This is a genomic window from Mycobacterium sp. ST-F2 (assembly GCF_001905655.1).
Taxonomy (GTDB): Bacteria; Actinomycetota; Actinomycetes; order Mycobacteriales; family Mycobacteriaceae; genus Mycobacterium.
The window spans coordinates 18044-31736 of record NZ_JMHT01000006.1 but is presented as its reverse complement, the minus strand read 5'-3'; the positions used below and the strand labels follow the sequence as shown (position 1 = coordinate 31736).

Here is a 13693-nt window from a genome sequence, read left to right as displayed (position 1 = left end):
GGCCGCCACGATGTCGACTGTTTTCAGCATCCGAAACATCAAGAAGCCGAAGCTGTCCAAGGGGACGGTTATCGGTGGTGCCATCGCGCTCGTGGTGATCGTGCTCGCCGGTTTCTTCGGCCTGCAGCTGTACCGCAAGATGACCACCACCACGGTGACGGCCTACTTCCCCGAGGTGCTCGCGCTGTACCCGGGCGACAAGGTCCTGATCATGGGCGTCGAGGTCGGTGCCATCGACACCACCGAGCCACACGGCGATCAGATGAAGGTCGTCTTCCACTACTCGAATCACTTCAAGGTGCCGCAGAACGCGTCGGCGTCGGTGCTGAACCCGAGTCTGGTCGCGTCCCGCGTGGTTCAGCTGTCGCCGCCGTACACCGGTGGTCCGACGATGGCCGACGGAGCCGTGATTCCGAAGGAACGTACCCAGATTCCGATCGAGTACGACGAGCTGCGCAACCAGCTGACGCGCATCCTCGCCGAGCTGGGTCCGACCAAGGAACAGCCGAAGGGCCCGTTCGGCGACATCATCGAGTCGTTCGCCGACGGCTTCGAAGGCAAGGGTGCGCAGTTCAACAAGACCCTCAAGGGTCTGTCGGATGCGGTGAACACGCTCAACACCGGCCGCGGCGATTTCTTCCAGGTGATCAAGAGCCTGGCGGTGTTCGTCAACGCGCTGCACCAGAGCGATCAGCAGTTCGTGTCCTTGAACAACGACCTGGCGTCGTTCACCAACAAGTTCACCAACACCGACCAGGAGTTGGCGTCGGCGCTCAAGGACCTCAACCAGGTCATGACCACGACCCGGAGCTTCCTGGACAAGAACGGCAGCGTCCTGGCCCACGACATCAACAACGTGTCGGAGGCGACGACGGCAATCCTGCAGCCGGAGCCGCGGGACGGCCTGGAACGGGCACTGCACGTCTACCCGAACTTCCTGGCCAACCTCGAGAACATCTACTCGCCGGCCACCGGTGGTCTGATCGTCTCCGGTGTGCTGCCGGGCGTGACCAACTTCTCGAACCCGCTGCAGTTCATCTGCAGCTCGATCCAGGCCGGTAGCCGGTTGGGCTACCAGGACTCGGCGGAGCTGTGCGCGCAGTATCTGGCACCGGTCATGGACGCCATCAAGTTCAACTACCTGCCGTTCGGTATCAACATGGCGACCACCGCCATGACGCTGCCGAAGTTGGTCACCTACTCGGAGCCGCGCCTGCAGCCCCCGGGCGGGTACAAGGACACCACCGTGCCGGGCGTGTTCTCGCCCGACACCCCGTGGTCGCACGGCCAGCACGAGGCGGGCTGGATCACCGCGCCGGGCATGCAGGGACTGAAGGTCGGCCAGTCGACCCAGGACCTGCTGACGCCGGAGTCGCTGGGCGAGCTCATGGGCGGCCCGGACATCATTCCGCCGACCGGTGGCGTGAACATGTCGGGCCCGCCGAACGCCTACAACGAGAGCAGCCCGCTGCCCCCGCCGTGGTACCCGCAGCCGGGACCGGTCTCGCCGCCGCGACCGGGCAATGATCCGAGCCCGATGAGTGCCATGGCACCTGGGCCTGCCCCAGGACCGGCTCCGGCGCCCGCGCCGGCCGGACCCGCACTTCCTGCCGAAGTTGGAGGCCAATGATGACCGGGTCCACGGGGCCGAAGTCACCCTCGGCACGTTCGCGGCACAGCCGCGGGTGGGCGGCGCGTAACGCCCGTCGGGTCGGCGTGCTGTCGGCGGCGGCGCTGATGCTCAGCTCTTGCGGTTGGCGAGGCATCGCGAACGTGCCGCTGCCCGGTGGGCCGGGCACCGTAGATGGTCACTCGACCATCTACGTCCAGATGCCGGAGACATTGGGCCTCAACGCCAACAGCCGGGTCCGGGTGGCCGACGTGTTCGTCGGCCGGGTGCGTGCGATCGAGCTGAAGAACTGGGTGCCCACCCTCACGGTGGATCTGAACCCCGGCATCAACCTGCCGCGCAACGTGCAGGCCAAGATCGGCCAGACCAGCCTGTTGGGTGCTCAGCACCTCGAGCTGGACCCGCCGGCCGACCCGTCGTCCAAGCCGCTACGCAACGGCGACACCATCGAGTTGAAGAACTCGTCGGCGTACCCGACCATCGAGCGGACGCTGGCCGGTATCTCCGGAATCCTCAACGGCGGCGGTGTGCCGAACGTCGAGAAGATCCAGTCCGAGGTCTACAACATCCTCAACGGGCGTGCGGATCAGATCAAAGAGTTCCTGCACCGGTTGGACACGTTCACCGACGAGATCAATCAGCAGCGTGAGGACATCACGCGGGCCATCCGCTCCAGTGACACGTTGCTCAAGGTCGTCGCGGATCGCAACGACACGCTTGATCGGGTGCTGACCGAGACGCCGCCGCTGATCGAGCACTTCAACAAGACCCAGGACCTGTTCTCGAACGCGCTCTTGGCACTGGGCCGGCTGTCGAAGGCGTCGGACACCACGCTGTCGAACAGCAACGCGAACCTGCACACCAACCTCGCGACGTTGCAGCGGGCGCTCAAGCAGATCGCCAAGACGTCACCGAACCTGGTGCCGGCCATGAAGCTGCTGTTCACGCTGCCGTTCCCGATCGACAACATCCCCAAGGTCATCCGCGGCGACTACATGAACATCTCGCTGCACCTCGACCTGACGCTCAGTGCCATCGACAACGGCATCCTGACCGGCACCGGTCTGTCGGGTATGGCTCGGGCTCTGGAACAGTCGTGGGGCCGTGACCCGGCGACGATGATCCCGGACGTCCGATTCACCCCGAACCCGGCCAACGCACCGGGCGGCCCGCGAATCGAAAGGGGCGAGTGAGAAGATGCTGACCCGTTTTCTGAAGATTCAGCTGATCATCTTCAGCATCGTGACCGTGGCGGCGCTTGTCGGGCTGTCCCTGGTGTATCTCAAGCTGCCGACCTACCTCGGTGTGGGTATGCATCGGCTGTACGCCGAACTGCCCAACTCGGGCGGCCTGTACAAGACCGCCAACGTCACCTACCTGGGTAACCAGGTGGGGAAGGTGCTGTCCGTCGAGCCGACGGTAACCGGCGCGCGCGTGACCATGGACGTCAACAACGATGTGGACATCCCGGACAACGTGCAGGCGAACGTCCACTCGGTGTCCGCGGTCGGTGAGCAGTTCATCGATCTGGTGCCGCCGGAGAACCCGTCCAAGCGGTACCTCTCCGCTGGGCAGACGATCACCAAGGGCTCCGTCCCCAAGGAGGTCGGTCCGGCTCTCGACGCGACACAGAACGCGCTCGCTTCGCTGCCGAAGGAGAAGATCGGCGCGCTGCTGGACTACACCACGGAGGCGGTCGGCGGGCTCGGCCCGTCACTGCAGCACCTGGTCGACGGCACCCAGGCGCTGGCGGGGGACTTCAAGGACAACCTCGGTTCGGTCGACGACATCATCCAGAACTCGGCGCCGATCATCGACAGCCAGGTCAAGTCCGGCGACGCGATCTCGCGATGGGCCCGGAACCTGAACGTGCTGGCGGGACAGTCGGCCCAGCAGGACGCGGCGCTGCGGAATGCCATCCAGCAGGGCGCGCCGACGGCCGATCAGCTCAACGCCGTGTTCGGCGAGGTCCGTGACGCGTTGCCACAATCGCTGGCCAACGTCGAGATCGTGCTGGACATGCTGAAGCGCTACAACAAGGGCCTCGAGCAGGTGCTCGTGGTGCTGCCGATGGTCGGCCCGATCGTCGACTCGCTGACCGCGGTGTACGAGAAGGAACTGCCGATCAACCTGGCGCTGGGCATCAACCAGCCGCCGCCATGCCTCACCGGCTACCTGCCGGCGCCGCAGTGGCGGTCCCCGGCGGACACGTCGACCGCCCCGCTGGAGTCGGGCCTGTACTGCAAGATCCCGAAGGACGCCCAGAACACGGTCCGCGGTTCCCGCAACCTGCCGTGTGTGGACAACCCGGCGAAACGCGCGGCAAGCCCCATGGAGTGCCGCGACAACAAGCCGTACGAGCCGCTCGGTACCAACCCGTGGTACGGCACCCCGGACCAGATCGTGAACTGCCCGGCCCCGGCCGCGCGTTGTGATCAGCCGGTCGACCCGGGCAAGGTGATCCCGGCGCCGTCGATCAACAACGGGTTGAACCCGCTGCCGGCCAACATGCTGCCGCCGCCGGAGCGTGCGTCGGCGCCGTCCAGCGACCCGATCAGCGCACCGGGGCAGGGCACGGTGGAGTGCAGCGGGCAGCAACCCAACAAGTGCCTCTACACTCCGGCAGCAGGACCAGAGGCCACCTACAACCCACAGAGCGGTCAGGTGGTCGGACCGAATGGTGTGAAGTATTCGGTCAGTAACTCGAGCAACCCAGGAGACGACGGATGGAAGGAGATGCTGGCACCAGCCAGCTGAACCCCACCGATGAGCAGGACGTCACGTCCCAGGACGTGGTGACGACCGAGCCGTCTGCCGAAGAATCGATCGAGGCGCACGCGAGGAGCAGTTCGGGATTGGCGCCGGGCGAAACCGGTGAATCAGAGGGTGCGCAGCGCCCCGCCCGGATCGGGCGGGGCATTGCCCTGACGGTGTGCCTTGCGCTCGTCGTGCTGGCCGCCGCGGTCGGCACGGGCGGTTGGTTCGCGCTGAAATCGCATCGTGAGAGTCAGGCGCTCGCGGCGAACGAGACGGCCGCCATCGCGGCCGCCAAGGACTGCGTCACGGCGACCCAGGCACCCGACACGTCGGCCATGATCGCCGCGCAGACGAAGATCATCGAATGCGCCACCGGCGCGTACCAGACGCAGGCGTCGTTCATGAGCGGCATCACGCTCGAGGCGTACAAGGCCGCCAACGTGCAGGTGCAGATCTCGCAGATGCGGGCGGCCGTCGAGAAGCACAACGATGACGGGTCCATCGACGTCCTGGTCGCGGTGCGCGTGAAGATCAACAACAGCGCCGAGAAGGACAAGGAAGTCGGTTACCGGATGCGGGCGCAGATGGCACCGGTGGACGGGAAGTTCAAGGTGGCCAAGCTCGACCAGGTCACCTCGTGACGGTTGGTCAGGAGACGACGAGCGCCGAGGCAGTGAGCACGGGGTCCGAGTTGGAAGCGGCACCGGCGTTGGCCTCGTGGCCGGCGCGGGCCGGCGCTTTCGCGCTGGACGTGGTGCTGGGCGTGGCGATCATCGCCGTCATGGCCCTGCTGGGCTATGCCGCCCGGGCCGACTGGACGCTGTGGGTGTACGCCGCGGTGGCGACGGTGGCCGCGGCCGCGGTCCTGGTGAACCGGTGGCTGCTGCCGTCGATCACCGGATGGAGCGTGGGCCGCTCGCTGTTCGCCATCCGGGTGGAGCGGGTGCCCGCCGGCGTTCCCGCCGGTATGGGCCGACTGATCCTGCGTGACCTCGCGCATCTGTTGGATACCGTCGCGGTGCTGCTGGGCTGGCTGTGGCCGCTCTGGGACCCGCGGCACCGTACTTTCGCAGATCTGTTGCTGCACACCGAAGTTCGCGTCGTCCCGGCGCCCGAGGGAGACCCCGCCCGGCGGGCCGGGCAGGTGCTCGTGGCCGGTGCCCTGGTCTGTGTGGCGGCGGTGGGGCTGAGTTATGGCGTGCAGTTCCGGCACGACCGCGCGGTCGACGAGGCGCGGAACCAGATTTCCGAGCAGGGTCCCAAGATCGTCGAGCACGTCCTGAGCTACGGCATCGACACGTATCAGAACGACTTCAAGACCGCCCAGGCGCTGGTCACCGACGGTTACCGCGATCAGCTGATCAAGCAGCAGCAGGCGGTGAGCAAGAAACCGACGACCAACCAGTACTACGCGGTGAGCAGCGCGATCCTCAGCGCCGGCACCGATCAGGCCACGATGCTGCTGGCGCTGCAGGGGCAGCGCGGCGTCGACGCCAACACCCTCCGGTTCATCACCGCCACCGTCCGGGTCGACTTCGTGAAGTCATCCGACGGCAAGTGGCAGTTGTCGAATCTGACGGTGCTCAAGAGCCCGCGGGGAGGACGCTGATGAGTCCGCGTCGCAAGATCGATGCTGCCGAGCGTTTCGTCGCCGGTGACTACTTCAAGGCTGTGGCGGCGGTACCCCGCCGCGTGGCGTTGGTGGTGATCGCCTGCGTCACAACGGTTTTGGTGATCGCCGCGATCGCGGCCAGCACCTACCTGCTGGTCCAGCACGAGAAGGACGTGGCGAGTCAGGCCAAGTCGGCGGCCGTGCTGGGCTATGTCAAAGAGTTCATGACGGGCTTCACCGCGGTCGATCCGTTCCACGCCAATGCCTACGTCGAGAAGATCGCGGGCCAGTCCACCGGTGACTTCGCCAAGCAGTTCAAGGACAAGCACGACCAGATCCTGATGCAGGTGGCGCGCGCGCAACCGGCAGAGGGGACCGTCGAAGACGCGGGCGTACAACGGTGGAACGAGGACGGCAGCGCGGACGTGCTGATCGCGATGAAGCTGACGACGACGACGCCGGACGGCAACTCGACCGTCGAGAACGGATCGCGGTGGGTGGTAACGGCAACGCAGGAAGGGCAGCAGTGGAAGATCAGCCGCATGAATCCGGTGATGTGACCCCGGGGGACTCGGTGGCCGACGCTCCGCAGCAGGCCGACGCCCCCCAGGGCAAGGCAGCCCGCCGCCGGCACCGTCTGCCCCGGCATCAGCCCGGCGCTGCCGTGCCTGCTGAAGACGCCGACACTCCAGCCGACGACGCTGATGAGAAGTCGGAAGATACTGTCGCGCAGGAGGATTCGGCCGCCGAAGCGGCCGACGAGGTCGCCGCGACGGAGCCCGACACGGAGACCGAGACGGTGCCGGTGACGCTGGTGCCCCACCGTCCTGCCGGGCGTAAGCTGCTGGCCGCCGGCGTCGTGGCTGCGGCGCTGTTCGTCGGGGCCTCGGCCTTCGCGGGTGCGGCGGCGCAGCCGTACCTGGCGGACCGTGCCCTGGTGCAGGCCAAGTTCGATGTCGCCAAGACCGCCGCCGCGGCGGTGACGACGCTGTGGTCGTACTCGCCGGAGGACATGGACAAGCTGGCCGACCGGTCGCAGCAATATCTGTCCGGCGGCTTCGCCGAGGAGTATCGCAAGTTCGTCGACTCGATCGTCGCGAGCAACAAGCAGGCTCAGGTCACCAACCAGACCAAGGTGATGGGCACAGCGGTGGAAAGTATCGGTGCAAATGAGGCCACGGCCATCGTCTACACCAACTCGGTCGCGTCGAGTCCGCTGACCAAGGGCATCCCCTCGCTGCGGTATCTGTCGTACCGGCTGACTCTGAAGCGTTCCGGCGCTGATTGGAAGGTCAGTCAGATGAATGCCCTGACCAAATTGGATCTGACCCCGCGGCTGTAGCCGCCAGGCCGTCGGGGCGGGTTTGCCTGAACCGGTGCGCGCTGCCTGTCAGCACACTGTGGACTGCCCGCCGCCGGCTGGGTCGAGAAGGAACCCGGCCTGCGCGGACTATGGCATGAATCACGTTCGGACCTGCGCGAGTGTGATGTCACAGCGGCCGTCGGCGTCAATATTTGCCAGGACGTGGGACGGCTGCACGTCGCGTCTCCACGGTATCCAGCAAACTATATTCCGCAAACGCAAATTTGCTGTCCGCACCGCCCGCTCGGTGCTGTGTGAGCTTCGGGTCGCCGGTTGCCAAATCCGGGAAAGCGGCTGGTCAAGCTGCATGTTGGCGCTGCGATGCATTAATGTTACCGTCCGGTTGATAACCAACTGTGGTGGCTGAGGGGACGGGGAAAATGGCAGTTACGCATCGTGCGGGGCGCGTTCAAGCAAAGCGGGCGGCATTGCTGGGCGCGGCTGCCGCAACAGCTACCGCGATGACCGTCACGGCCTCGGTGCCGAACCCGCCGGCGCCCAAGCTGGTGCCGGCCTCGCACTCGGCCGTCAACCTGTCCGCGTTCAGCACGCCGTTCCCGAAGCCCGGCGTGCTGCCCGACATCACGTTCGGTGTCGGCAACGCCGCGTACAACCTGGCCCAGGGCGGCATCGAAGCGCTCCTCCCGCCGCTCGTCCAGGCGCTCAGCGCGGCCGGCGGCCTCACCGGGCTGAACCTGACCAACCTCATCAGCCAGCTGCCGCCCAATCTGTTGTCGCAGATTCTCAACGTGATCCCGATTCAAGTGAAGCCCCTGCTGCAGGCGGTACTTGGGCCCATCGCGCCGGCGCTCTTTGGTCCGCTGATCGGGGTGCTCGAGACGATTGGGTTGGTGGATGGCGATGGCAACATCCGCCTCGGTGGGCTGCTCGGGATTCTGGGTATCCACCTCGACAACATCCTCGACCTGAGTGACCTGAACGTCCCGGGCGTCAACATCGTCACCGCCGGACCGGTGTTCACTCTTTTGAAGATCGCCGGCCTCGATCTGGGCTGGACGCCGGGCACCGCGAATGCGGTAGCCAACGCCATCAACAACACGGCGTACCTCGACGTGAACGCATACACGCTGCTGCACAATGTGGTTACTCTTGCGGGCCCGCTCGGGGTTGCACTGGGGCTCCTGGTCGAGCCGCTCAAGCCCCTTCTCACGTCCGCGGATGTCATCGACGTGCGGGTGCCGATCACCATCGGCTTCGGACTCGGCGCGTTCTCCGCCGGGCAGGCCTATTCGAAGGTGCTGGCAGACTTGGCGAACCAGCCGGGCGGTGTCAACAACGCGGGCCCGATTCTCGGTAGTCTGACGGTCCTGCCGCTGGTTTTGCTGAATAACCTGGGCCGCGCCAACGGCGGCCTGCTGGCCCGCTTCTACCCGATCGGCGACCTGCTCGGCATCAACTTCATCACCCCCGACGTCAAGGCGGCGCACAGCGGTGGCATCGAGTTGCTGAGCACCGGATTGTCCATCGGCGGAGCGAACCTGCTACCGGTCAAGGTCGACGCCACTCTGGAATACCAGCCGTTCTCGGACCTGGCCGCCTGGCCCAACCCGTTCAGCCTGGCAAACAACCTGGTCGCCGGAACGCTGCCGACGTACCTGTTCCGTGGCATCTCGACGGCCACGCTGACCAACCAGCTGACCAGTCAACTGGGCCAACTCGCCGGTGGCCTTCTGGGCGGAAACCCGTTGGCGGTCAACATCTATCTGACGGTGCCGACCAACACGCTGCCGTTGATGGAGCCGATGTACCTGACCGGCGACGTCCTGAATATGGTCAGCTTCGGCACGCTGGGCAGCCCCATCTACAAGTTGGCCAACGCGCTTGCGCCGGCCATGACCAGCCTGGTGAACCTGGGCTACACCGATGTGGTGCGCAACCCGGACGGCACCTACAGCCGCACCCTCACCGAGGCCGGCACTCCGACGCCGTTCTTCTCGTTCCCGGACGTGAACTGGCAGAAGGTGCCGCAGGACATCGTGAACTCGTTGGTGGCGGGCTTCAAGAAGGAGTTCTTCAGCAACAACCCCACGGCCGCGCCGGACAACGCGGTCGAGGCACTCCTCAAGCTGCTCACGGGCGGCAAGCTCGGCGGCGTCAACCCGCTCAGTGGCCTGGGCGGTGTGGTGCAGGGTCTGCTCAACAACGTGCTCGGCACACTGGGCGGCCTGACGGCGGGTGCGACAATCAACTCGCTGGCCGCGAAGGAAGGCGTCATCTCCTCGGCGTCCGCGACCGACGTGCCGTCGACCACGCCGAAGCTGGCGCCGCTGTCGGCCAACCTGTCGGGCTTCACCGGCAGCAAGAAGGACGACAAGCAGAGCACCGACGGCAAGGACAAGGCCGCCGAGGACAAGGCCGGCACCGAGTCGCCTGCCGAGGATGCCAAGGCCGACCCCAAGGCCGACCCGAAGGCCGAGGACCAGAAGGCGGATCCGAAGGCCGACCCCAAGGCCGAGGAGTCCGGCGGCAAGCACGCCGCTGAAGAGGGCACCCCGTCCACGCCGGACAGTGGCAAGAAGCCGAAGCACGCTGCCGACGAGGCCGACGACGCCACCACCGCGGGCAAGGACCAGAAGGACAAGAAGGTCGACAAGCCCGCCAAGGTCACCAAGGACAAAGACAAGGACAAGTCCGAGAAGGCCACCACGGGTGACGGCACGACCAAGACGGACGCTCCGAAGACCAAGAAGCAGAAGAAGGCCGGCGCCGCAAAGGCGAACGCCGGTACCGGCGGTGGTTCAGCCGCAAGCTGACATCCGTGACAAGAACGCCCGGCGTGACTCACGTCGGGCGTTCTTGTTGCTATCGCGGCCGTTGACTGTGCCTGGGTCCGCGGTGAATTGGCGCATTCGGCTCAACCGCGTTGGCCCCGATCAGTCGGCCGGCGACAATGACGAGCCCGACGAGCAGTTGGCCGAGGAGCCACAGGCACAGTCCAAGGACGATCCCGAGGCCGAGCCCGAGGTAGAAGAGCCCGAGACCGATCCGGAGGCCGATCTTCAGCCCGAGCCACAGGCACGCGGGGAAGCGTTCGATCTTGAGGCCGGTGATGGGAGGACGGCGGTGGCGCCGAATGCTGAGAAGCACAAGCCGGGCCAGGGCGCGGGCCGAGACGGGACGACGTCGTATCCGGGCGGAGCCGACATCAAGTAGCAGCCCGAAAAGGCCTGCGCCAGAGCCAATTCCGGTGCCTGCCGCGGCACCGGAGAAAGTGTGGCCTGACGCCTGACGACTCAAGCGAACCCGAGCCAGCCCGGTAGTGCGCGTTCCCGGGAGTCGCACAGCACGGCCGGGGTGTCGCAGGAGCCGCGCGGCGTACCGGAGCCGGCCCACCGGCCTCCGGTGTCTCGGCGCAGCACGATGGCCGAGGAGCCGCCGCCGTCCAACAGGATGGCGGTGTCGCTACCGAGTCCCCGGAACAGATCCTGGACCTGGTCGGGGGTGTAGCTGCCGCCCTGGAAGATGTACATCTCGTCGCGGCTGCGCACATAGGCCAGTGCGGTGCGCGCGGCGCTGGGGCCGCCGTCGTTCAGCTGGCCGGTGTCGCCCGGGGCCAGGAGGCCGATGCCGCTGACGGCGACGAACTTGGCGCCCTGGTTCACCAGGTTGTTGATGGGCCCGGTGGCTGCGTTGAAATCGGTTGTGCTGCTGGGGTTTATCACGTAGGGCGCACCATCGGACGGGATGATCATGGTGCTCAGCGCGGTCCACACCTCGTTGCCGCCGGACAGTCCCTGCTTGCCGGCGTACGGGATGGTGCCGGTGACCGCGGCGTTGGCGCGGCCCTGACCGCGGGTGTTGTCGACGTAGGCACCCAGCGGTGAGCTGCATCCCGTCGAGTTCCACGACCCGCCCTGCTGCCCGCGGATGTCGAAGAAGTTGGCGTTCACCGCGATGGTGGGCCGGGCCAGCGCCTGCCACGCTTCCAGCGGCGTGAAGACCTCTGAGGCCTGCCACAGGCCTTCGCTGGTGCGGGCGCGGGGGTCGCGCTCGCAACGGGACTGGATGCCGCGGTGGGAGTCGACGAGCAGGCGCGGGTTCATGCGCGCCGAGGCCGCTTTGATCACGGTCAGGTGCCCGCCGTTACCCGACTCGTACCAGTTGCCCGCGGCGTTCAGCAGTGGCGCGGGGTGGTCGCCGCCGAAGTTGTAGACCAGGAAGCTGCCGCGGTAGTTGGTGATGGCGTTGACCAGGAGCGAGCGGCCGTCGGCGGCCTGCGCCGCCGGCGCCACGGTGGTCCCGACCAGGCCCACGCTGAGAGCCAGAAGCGTTGTACGCCTGAGGATTATCCGTGCGCGACGGAAGGAGTCGCGTCGGGTGATCGGCCCGAGAAACGACATTGTGGCCCTCTCTCCGGTCCGATACAACGACCTTCAGCGTAGCCACAGCAAACACTCTGTCAACTTTGGTCACGTCCGCATCACGGCGGGATGACGGTTGAATCACCTTGGGAGACAGTCGAATTAGCCCCGCCGCCGACCGGGGTCGGGGCGGGGCCGGTCCGTCGGGGTTACGAGCCGAGCAGATCGGTGTGCATCTCCCACACCAGGATTTCCGCAGGCGTGGTGGCGGTGACGCGCTGCCCGCCGGACGCGGTGAGCCGGACGGCGTCACCTTCCTGCAGTGGTCCGGCGCCCTCGAGCGCCACCTCGCCGCGCGCCACGAACACGTGCAGGTACTTGGCCTGCGGCAGCTCGACGCTGTCGCCGGGCTCCAGCCGGGCGCCGTGCAGCGCGGCGTTGCGCTGGCCGATGGTGATGGCCGTGTCGTTGGAATGGCCGGGCATGCCCGAGGCGATGGTGACCAGCTTGCCGCGCAGCAGTTCGTCGTCGATTTCGAGCTGCTGGTAGCCGGGCGTCTTCCCGGATTCGTCCGGAACCACCCACATCTGTACGAAATGCACAGGCTCGCTGTGGGATTCGGCTCCGGTGAGGCGCCAGGAGTCGTTCTTCTCCGAGTGCAGGATGCCGCGGCCTGCGGACATCCGCTGTGCCAGGCCGGGGTAGATGACGCCGGAATTGCCGGTCGAGTCCTGGTGCACGAGCGACCCGCGCAGCACCCAGGTGACGATCTCCATGTCACGGTGCGGATGGGTGTCAAATCCTGCAGCCGGAGCCACTTTGTCGTCGTTGTTCACCAGCAGCAGGCCGTGGTGGGTGTTGGCCGGGTCGTAGTGGCCGCCGAAGGAGAACGAATGCTTGGAATCCAGCCATGAGATGCGGGTGGCATCGCGGTCGGCGGCGCGGCGGATGTCCACGGTCTCGGTCATGTCAGCCCCTGTCGTTGTCGGTGAGCTTAGGTGTCGCTACTGGACGGCACAACATAAATGATGTGTCATATATTTCGTGTGGCTCACCGACGATCAGCAGGACCTCTGGCGTGCCCATCTGGCCATGAGCGGCCGGCTGCAGGCGGCCCTCAACCGACAGTTGCAACGCGACCACGGGTTGTCGCTGGCGGACTACGACGTGCTCGTGGCCCTCGATGAGCGGCCGGACTGCCGGATGGGTGAGCTCGGAGAGCACCTGGGATGGGAGCAGAGCCGGGTGTCCCACCAGCTGACGCGCATGCGGACGCGCGGTCTCATCGAGCGGTCCGGGTCGGCGGACGACCGGCGCGCCGCGGTCGTCACCCTCACCGCCGGCGGCCGAGATGCCCTCGAGGCCGCTGCACCAGGGCACGCCGAGCTGGTGCGCTCGGTGGTGTTCAACGGGATGAGCCGATCGCAGGCGGAGGCGGTGCGGCGGTGGACCGCGACGGTGCTGGAGCGACTGGGCTGAACGGACCCGGTGAGTCGGGGCGAATTCGCGGCTACAGTAGGAGCCGTCGGGTTTGCGGGGAGGATTCACGTGAAACATTCAGTGGCAGCCGCCGGGGTGGCGGGCGCGCTGATCGCCGGGCTGGCGGCGTTGCCGGCTCCGCAGGCCCATGCCTGGGAACCCTGCGTGCCGCTGGACGGCAGCCCGATGGTGAAGAAGCGGCACACGAGCGCGGGCCTCGGTAAAGAACTTCAGGTCAACAGGACCTACACCTACGCCGATGGCATGGTGAACTGGACCATCGAGCAGTCCGGTGGCGTCAAATACAACACCGGTTTCGGTTTCGGCGCGAAGATCAACGCAAACTACATCCCGGAACTGAACTCGAGCGGGTCGGTGCCGGCCGCTCCGGGCGAGTACGTGAACATCGACAGCTGGCACTTCCACGAGCAGGTGCTGGTCTGCTCGCAGTAGTCCTGCGCTAGCGCATTTGCTGGCCGAGGGGTGCCCCGTCGCACCATATGACACAACCGTCAATTCGCCGGAAATTG

The 13693-nt window shown here is 66.5% G+C and carries 13 protein-coding genes; 11 read left to right on the top strand and 2 right to left on the bottom strand.

Features of this window, described 5'->3' with window-relative positions; genetic code table 11:
• Window positions 1-10: 10 nt before the first annotated feature.
• The 9 genes from EB75_RS03010 to EB75_RS02970 all read left to right on the top strand — a co-directional run bounded on the left by EB75_RS03010 (window position 11) and on the right by EB75_RS02970 (window position 10536).
• Window positions 11-1630, top strand: coding sequence for a virulence factor Mce family protein (locus EB75_RS03010; RefSeq protein WP_064858562.1), 1620 nt, complete (start codon window positions 11-13; stop codon window positions 1628-1630).
• 107 nt (window positions 1631-1737) lie between these two features.
• Window positions 1738-2823 (top strand): virulence factor Mce family protein, encoded by a 1086-nt coding sequence (locus EB75_RS03005; RefSeq protein ID WP_064858617.1) that lies wholly within the window; start codon window positions 1738-1740, stop codon window positions 2821-2823.
• 4 nt (window positions 2824-2827) lie between these two features.
• The gene (locus EB75_RS03000) at window positions 2828-4387 is read left to right on the top strand and encodes an MCE family protein (protein ID WP_073694005.1); all 1560 of its coding nucleotides are present in this window, start codon (window positions 2828-2830) and stop codon (window positions 4385-4387) included.
• On the top strand, window positions 4357-5028 hold the full coding sequence (locus EB75_RS02995; RefSeq protein WP_061000438.1) for a hypothetical protein: 672 nt from the start codon (window positions 4357-4359) through the stop codon (window positions 5026-5028). The genes EB75_RS03000 and EB75_RS02995 overlap by 31 nt, the downstream gene beginning before the upstream one ends.
• Entirely contained in the window at window positions 5025-5996 is a 972-nt protein-coding gene (locus tag EB75_RS02990) for an RDD family protein (RefSeq protein WP_073694004.1), read from the top strand. The genes EB75_RS02995 and EB75_RS02990 overlap by 4 nt, the downstream gene beginning before the upstream one ends.
• Entirely contained in the window at window positions 5996-6559 is a 564-nt protein-coding gene (locus EB75_RS02985) for an Rv1363c family protein (RefSeq protein ID WP_073694003.1), read from the top strand. The genes EB75_RS02990 and EB75_RS02985 overlap by 1 nt, the downstream gene beginning before the upstream one ends.
• Window positions 6526-7341 (top strand): mammalian cell entry protein, encoded by an 816-nt coding sequence (locus EB75_RS02980; RefSeq protein WP_073694002.1) that lies wholly within the window; start codon window positions 6526-6528, stop codon window positions 7339-7341. The genes EB75_RS02985 and EB75_RS02980 overlap by 34 nt, the downstream gene beginning before the upstream one ends.
• Before the next feature lie 401 nt (window positions 7342-7742).
• Entirely contained in the window at window positions 7743-10136 is a 2394-nt protein-coding gene (locus EB75_RS02975; protein ID WP_168175971.1) for a cell envelope integrity protein TolA, read from the top strand.
• An 82-nt stretch (window positions 10137-10218) separates the two neighbouring features.
• Window positions 10219-10536, top strand: coding sequence for a hypothetical protein (locus tag EB75_RS02970; protein ID WP_073694000.1), 318 nt, complete (start codon window positions 10219-10221; stop codon window positions 10534-10536).
• A gap of 80 nt (window positions 10537-10616) precedes the next feature.
• Here EB75_RS02970 and EB75_RS02965 read toward each other — a convergent pair whose 3' ends face one another.
• Both EB75_RS02965 and EB75_RS02960 read right to left on the bottom strand, forming a co-directional pair.
• Window positions 10617-11723 (bottom strand): phosphodiester glycosidase family protein, encoded by a 1107-nt coding sequence (locus EB75_RS02965; protein WP_083611923.1) that lies wholly within the window; start codon window positions 11721-11723, stop codon window positions 10617-10619.
• A 170-nt stretch (window positions 11724-11893) separates the two neighbouring features.
• Window positions 11894-12652 carry a pirin family protein gene (locus tag EB75_RS02960; protein WP_073693999.1) on the bottom strand — a complete coding sequence of 253 codons (759 nt, stop codon included), beginning with the start codon at window positions 12650-12652 and terminating at the stop codon, window positions 11894-11896.
• A 67-nt stretch (window positions 12653-12719) separates the two neighbouring features.
• Between EB75_RS02960 and EB75_RS02955 the strand changes: the two genes are divergently transcribed.
• Together EB75_RS02955 and EB75_RS02950 are read left to right on the top strand one after the other, a co-directional pair.
• Complete coding sequence (locus EB75_RS02955) at window positions 12720-13163, top strand: MarR family winged helix-turn-helix transcriptional regulator (protein ID WP_174557615.1); 444 nt, start codon at window positions 12720-12722, stop codon at window positions 13161-13163.
• 69 nt (window positions 13164-13232) lie between these two features.
• Window positions 13233-13616, top strand: coding sequence for a hypothetical protein (locus EB75_RS02950; protein ID WP_142239394.1), 384 nt, complete (start codon window positions 13233-13235; stop codon window positions 13614-13616).
• Window positions 13617-13693 lie beyond the last annotated feature (77 nt).